The following is a 6,261-nucleotide window of genomic DNA, read 5'->3' as shown; positions in this document are numbered from 1 at the left end:
GCAGCGACCCGCGACGTCGAAGTCGGCCACGATCCGCCACACGTCCTTCGGCGCCCGGAGGACAACGCGTTCCCAGATCTCGTCACGATCGCGGCGGTGATTCCCGATGACCTTGACCACCGCCGATTCTGGCGTGATGCCGGTTTGCGGCCCGCAAGAGCTGGCAGCGCATCCTAAGCGGTGCGAGCTCATGCCGGCTTGGCCTTCGATTCCATCGCGGGAGAGCCATGGCGGCTGGCTGCTGCCATCCGCTTCGCCAGGAAGCCGGAGAAGACGGCCGCGACGTCAGGGTCCTTCCCCGTCCAATCCGCGACATCGACGTCCTGGTCTTCGGGCTCGAGGATGTGGAGCTCGCTATCGGGAACGAGATGAGCGAGCGTTTCGCCGGTCCGACGGCCGTGCGTCCGATCGTTACCGGGGATGACGCACGTGGGGACCGCGATGGTGCGCAACTGCTCAGCGGTGGCGCCAATCACCGGCAGGTCCGCGCCTTCTAAGAAGGAATCCCGCCACCGGGAGAAGACCTCGATGAACCGGCTTGTGGGCATGCGGCGCAGTCGCTCGCCATTCGCCGCATTGGCGACAATCCGCTCCGCGAAATAGGGCGTCTCGCAGACCGCGTCCATCCCGCCTGCACGGGCGATCTCGACGTACTGGCCGTAGTACTCGTGAGCCAGGCGTTTCGCCGCGAACGGACCGCCGGTCACGCACCAGAGCAACAGCCCCTGAACGGATCCGGGGTGCCGGAGCGCCAGGATCAGTGACAAGCGGCATCCCGACGATCTGCCGCCGATAAACGCGGGCAGGGCACCGAGCTGCCGGAGCAGATCGTGAAGATCGTCGGCCCACAGCTCGTATTCGGATTCTTCGCCCTCGATCGCCACGTCTGACGCGCCACAGTTTCGGCGGTCGTGGAGAAGCACGCGGACCCCGTGCTGCGCGAGCAGCTCTCCGACGCCACGCACACCGCTCATATCGCGGTGGCCCCCCGGCGACAGGGCAACCCAAGGGCCGCTCTCACCGAGGATCTCGTAATGGATGTGCACGCCACGCACGACCGCTACCGTCATGTCCTGCATACCTCCCTTTGCCCTGCGCCGATAGAGCATGTCGACCATGCCATTGAACTGCTCGACGCGGGAGCCTGTCTATTCGTGGCGCGCAGCTAGCCCCGGACGTCCCAGTCCCACGAGTTCCAGCACATCGCGTTGGAAGGCCACTGGGGAGGAACCCCAGACAGGCGATTGGCAGATGCGCCGGGGATGACCGCGTACCACAGCCCCAGAGTCACCACTTGGTCGGTCAGGATATGCACGATCCGTCCAATGACTTCGACGCGCTCGTTCACCGGAACCGTGCGAAAGTAGGTGACGATGAGGTCGTCCAGCTCGGGGTTCATGTACCGGCCCGAGTTGGTGGGCGAGGGCGCAACAAAGTTTTTGCTCGCCAGCGGAGCGGCCGCGCTGGTGAATCCGCGAAATCCGTACACGTCTGTCGGCCCGTTTTTGATCCAGACCGCCGGGAACGTTGACGTATAGGAGCGATCGTTGACGAGCTGAGGTGGGGTGGGGACGGGCCGCGCGGGAAGCCCGACACGTTGCCAATCGTCGGCGATGGCGGTGGCAGCCTTCCCCAGCACCGCCTGCGTGGAGCTGCGCACCTCCAAACTGATGGCTTGGCCGTCACTATCGCGGAAAGTCCCGTCGCCACTCCGCCGGTACCCGGCATCGAGCAGAATCTGTACGGCTTGAGCGGGGTCGTACGCGAAGCGGGGCAACGATGCCTCCAGCGATGCGTACTGCGGCTGGTTCGGATCCAGCAGGCTCAGCGGAACGGGAGACAATCCGCCGACGACGCTGTCCACGATGGCTTGCCGATCGATGGCCGTGGCCAGCGCCGTACGGAATCGCACGTCGCGCATCGCGGCCGGGGTGGGATCCAGGAATTGCGACACCATCTGGGACCAGGTCCCCGCCCCCAGATTGAACTCGACGGTGCCGTCTCGCCATTGGTCCCGCAGTTGGGTGCCGGCGTCGACCGTCCCCAGGTCCGGGGTCACGTCGACGGAGCCGGCCAGCAGGTTGGCCACCAAGGTGTTCGCGTCCGGAATCACTTGAACGTCAATGCGGTCGATCTTGGGCCGGCCCAGGGCGTAGCCGTCGTGGGCCCGCAGTCGCATGCCGACGCCAGGATCCCAGGATGCGAGCTTGAATGGACCGGTGCCCACGAACTCTTCGTTCCAGTAGGGGAGATCGAGAAACCCGTCGGCGTTGGTCGCCGCGGCATCGGCCAGGAGGTGGCGCGGCAGCGGCGTTGGATAGCCCAGATCGATTGAGAACAGGGCGTCGGCCCCGGCGAAGGGCTCCTTCCACGACACAACGAACGTCAGAGGATCTGGCGCTGAGGCATCGGAGATCGACGCGAAGGCGGGAGCGCCGAAGGCGGGCAATCCCCGGTCTCGGCCCACCTCGATCGAGAACACGAAGTCATCGGCGGTGACGGGGGCGCCATCATGCCACAGCGCACCGGGGCGAAGCGCGAAGGTCGTCACCATCGTCCCGTCCGGATTTACTTGCCACCGGCCATTTTCCACACTGGGGACCTCAGTCGTGAGGACGGGCTGGCGACCACCCATTCCGTCCCGGCTCGTCAAAGGAGAGGCGATCAGCGCCTGGACGTAGTTCCTTCCCACCGGGTTGGCGTTTGGGCGAATGTCAATGGGCTGCGAGACGCCGTAGACGATGCGCTTCTCCGGCGGGGCGCCAGGCGCAGGACCTTCACCGGCGCGAGAGGGCGGGCCGACCTGGGTGCAGCCGAGCAACGCTGTCGCCACGAGCAGCATGAGCAGGCGTACGCGAATCGACACGTTTTTCGCCTCACCGTTCCGGAATATTGCGCCTCCCGCTGCCAGCCACATTCGGGCGCCCGGTCTTTTGCTGCACCCGGGCCGTTCAGCGGATTGTCAGTCCGGCCAGTGTAGGGCGCACGCATCGGAAAGGTCCAACCGAACGTGTGCGGGGACCGCGAACCGTGCGCAGTGTGGATCTGCGAGGCTCAACGTCGATGGTGGGAATCGCGGCAAACCCGGTAACCAATGGCGTCTATGCGGCGGACGTCGACCACAACGTCGTCTTCGGCGTGACCGATCCCTGAAGCGCGTTGGACGGTCGCGCGCCTTGCTTTCAAGGGCCGATTGTCGTCCTCATCCGCGGTCTAAGACCGCGGCAAGGACTTCCAGATTCTGATGATCCCGCGGGCACGAGTCGGCTACAGGCCGTAGAGGGCGCGCGGGTTCGCGTCGATGATCTTCTCGATGGTCGCGGCTGGCAGTTGGCTCTTTTCCTTCAACACGGTGATCGCGTCCAACTCTGACGAAGGGTCGAAGTGGCCGTAGTCCGTGCCGATCACGATGCTGTGCTCGCCGGCATGCTTCAACACGAATGGGAGGTCGTCGTTGGTCTGGCACGTGACGTACACGCGGTAGGCCTCGAGGGGATGGTCGGGAACGGGGCGACCGGCCACCTCGTAGCGCTCACGCACGTCGGAGACCACCCAGGGCACCCAGTTCGCGCTGGCCTCGATGAAGCCCCACCGCAGCCGCGGAAAAATCTGTGGAAGCTCGCTCATGAGTACTTGCTGGCACGCCATGACGGTCGGCGCGCGAAAGCTGGAGAATCCGCCGCCGGGGGAGCGATTCGACTGGTACAGCGCGGTCATCGCCGGGTTGCCGTTGGCGATGTGCACCGCGATCGCCATGTCCAGCCGCTGCGCCTCATCGTAGATCGGGTGGAAGTACTCGTCGGTCAAGAGGCGGTCGCCCTCGACGGGACGCAAACAGACCGCCACTGCCCCGTTCTGGCGGGCAAAACGCATCTCCTCCAGAGCATCGCGCATGCTGAGCACAGGCGGCAGCATGGACCAGCGAAGCCGCCCCTTTCCCTGTTTCCAGATGTCCGCAAGCCAGCGGTTCCACGAGCGGCAGAGCGCGACGTCGGCGTCCGGTCGATCGGTTAGCTGCTCGATGCAGATCGTGTTGTGGAGCACCTGGATGTCGATCCCGAGCCGATCCATGTCCCTGATGCGCAGCTCGACGTCGTCCATCTCCCGCGCCGCCAGTGCCGTCACGACGTCGCGACCCGATCGCTCCGAGCGCCGCCGTAGCTCCTGCTCGCTCAGGGTCGGAAATCGGAATCCTCGGGGCTGGCCGTCGATCATCCACATCTCCCGCCCTGTTTCGTCCGTTGGGAGAGAGAGGACGGGTCGGAATCGACGGTCGTCGCCCTCCATGTAGCTCCACGTGCGCTCGGTTTCGATCACGTGGGCATCGGCGTCAATCACTTGCATTGTCATCCCACTCCTCTCTTCCGGTCGAGGCTGCCTCGCCGGGTCATCGGATCGTTGGCATCTTCGAAGTTACAGGGCGATGCCTGCGAGGAGGTCAACCTGGCTCGGATCGGGGTTGCACGGAAAAAGAATCAGCTCGTCGCAGCCCGCCTCCTGAAAAGCCGCGATCGCGGCGCGAATCTTCGCGTCGTCTACGAGGGCCGAGCTCGCGACGCGCTCCGCGTATGGACCGCCGAAAGCATAGTAATCTTTCAGATAGCGATCCGCGTGGGCGCGGGCATCCGTTCCGAGGGCAAAGTAGGCAAGCGCCGCCAGGCGGGGCGGACCATCCCGTCCGGCGCTCGACCAGGCGTCGCGAACCTTCTGCGCGCTTGCGGCGAATGCCTCTGGCCCGCCGCCGCCCGCGATCCAGCCGGTGCCGTACCGGGCGGCCCGCCGAATGGCGGCGTCCGACGTTCCGCCGACGAGGATCGGTGGCGGACCGACGCGGCCCAGGTCCGGCCCGATGGCGCCCGCGAACCCGCGCGCCTCGCCCTCCCAGATTCTCCGAATATCCTCCAGAAGCGCGTTGAACCGCCGGCCGCGCGTATGGAAATCGAGCGCGCTGGCGTCGAAATCGTCCTGACGCGCGCCCGCCGCGAGCCCGAGCACCAGGCGCCCTTCAGACAGGATCTGAAGCGAGGCGGCCTGCTTGGCGAAGAGCGCGCCGTTTGCCCGGAGGGGCGCCAGAAGAATCGCCGTGGTCAATCGGATCCGTTCGGTCACGGCTGCCGCCGCGGTAAGGGCGGAAAGCGGCTCGATGTTTGGATAGACGAGCCGATCGATGACGCCGAGGGTAGAGAACCCGCGTTGGTCCGCACCCCTGGCCCAGCCGAGAAGCTGTGCGCGATTCACGCCGGGGATTGCCGCGGGGAGTCCGATGCCGATCTCCACGTCACCCATCTCCATACCATTCGTTCTCAGGAGATCATAGATCGAAATGACGCATTCCGAAGCGGGTGGCGCGCTCTGTTACGCTGGTGATCATCCCGCAACGAGAGGAGTGGTCATGGCACCAGCACAGGAAGCCGACGAGCATCCGATGATTCAGCCGGGTCGGGGGCGCCTCACGGGAAAGACGGCGCTCGTCACCGGAGCAGATAGCGGCATCGGCCGTGCGACGGCGCGCGTATTTGCCCGGGAGGGCGCAAAGGTCGTCTGCATGGACATCTGGGAAACCGGCGCGCCGCGCGTCGACCGGCTCATCCATTCGGACGGTGGCGACGCGATCTTCGTGCAGGGGGATGTGACCAACCGCGAAGACTGGCAACGGGCGGTCGCGACGGCGCTGGACCGGTACGGCGGGTTGGACGTTCTGCACAGCAATGCCGGTGGCGCCGCGCGTGGGAAGATCCACGAGATCAGCGACGAGGCATGGGATCGGATCGTCCAGCTCAACCTGTACGGTCTCTACTATGGGGCCCGGGCGGTACTCCCCCACTTCCTCCGAGCGGGACGGGGCAACGTGGTGTTCACGGCCTCGACCCAAGGCATACTGGCTCGCGCGGAGAACGCCGCTTATTGCGCGACCAAGGCGGCGATTGTGAACCTCACCCGGGAGATGGCCATCGACTACGGGCCAACCGTGCGGGTGAACTGCGTATGCCCCGGTCCGATCGACACGCCCCGGTGGCGGGGGTGGCCACCCCAGCCAAACCCGATGGATGACGCGGCGCGCGAGGATGCCGCTTCCGCGGTAAGGGCGCTGCATCGACTCGGCAGACCGGAAGAGGTGGCGTACGCCGTGCTCTTTCTGGCGAGCGACGAGTCGTCGTACGTCACCGGGCATTCGCTCGTCATCGACGGTGGGCAGACGATCGACGTTCGGTGAGCGCGCCAGCCGCTTCCGACGCCCGGAAGCGCCAGCGCGACCGCGAA

General features: G+C 65.9%; 6 protein-coding genes. 2 read left to right on the top strand and 4 right to left on the bottom strand.

Annotated elements, in window-relative coordinates:
- Positions 1 to 188: 188 nt before the first annotated feature.
- Entirely contained in the window at positions 189 to 1,070 is an 882-nt protein-coding gene (locus VFC51_05820) for an alpha/beta hydrolase (protein HZT06528.1), read from the bottom strand.
- Positions 1,071 to 1,165: 95 nt separating this feature from the next.
- A complete protein-coding gene (locus tag VFC51_05815) occupies positions 1,166 to 2,866 on the bottom strand; it encodes a peptide ABC transporter substrate-binding protein (protein HZT06527.1) in 1,701 nt (566 codons plus the stop codon).
- A gap of 164 nt (positions 2,867 to 3,030) precedes the next feature.
- Between VFC51_05815 and VFC51_05810 the strand changes: the two genes are divergently transcribed.
- Positions 3,031 to 3,153: a hypothetical protein gene (locus VFC51_05810; protein HZT06526.1), complete on the top strand. Its 123-nt coding sequence runs from the start codon at positions 3,031 to 3,033 to the stop codon at positions 3,151 to 3,153.
- 114 nt (positions 3,154 to 3,267) lie between these two features.
- Here VFC51_05810 and VFC51_05805 read toward each other — a convergent pair whose 3' ends face one another.
- The gene (locus VFC51_05805) at positions 3,268 to 4,344 is read right to left on the bottom strand and encodes an amidohydrolase family protein (protein HZT06525.1); all 1,077 of its coding nucleotides are present in this window, start codon (positions 4,342 to 4,344) and stop codon (positions 3,268 to 3,270) included.
- A 69-nt stretch (positions 4,345 to 4,413) separates the two neighbouring features.
- Positions 4,414 to 5,292, bottom strand: a complete 879-nt coding sequence (locus VFC51_05800) for an LLM class flavin-dependent oxidoreductase (GenBank protein HZT06524.1) — start codon at positions 5,290 to 5,292, stop codon at positions 4,414 to 4,416.
- A 100-nt stretch (positions 5,293 to 5,392) separates the two neighbouring features.
- Between VFC51_05800 and VFC51_05795 the strand changes: the two genes are divergently transcribed.
- Complete coding sequence (locus VFC51_05795; protein HZT06523.1) at positions 5,393 to 6,214, top strand: SDR family oxidoreductase; 822 nt, start codon at positions 5,393 to 5,395, stop codon at positions 6,212 to 6,214.
- The last annotated feature ends 47 nt before the right edge of the window (positions 6,215 to 6,261 follow it).

The organism is Chloroflexota bacterium (genome assembly GCA_035652535.1).
GTDB lineage: Bacteria > Chloroflexota > UBA6077 > UBA6077 > SHYK01 > DASRDP01.
This window is presented reverse-complemented; position numbering and strand designations above follow the sequence as displayed.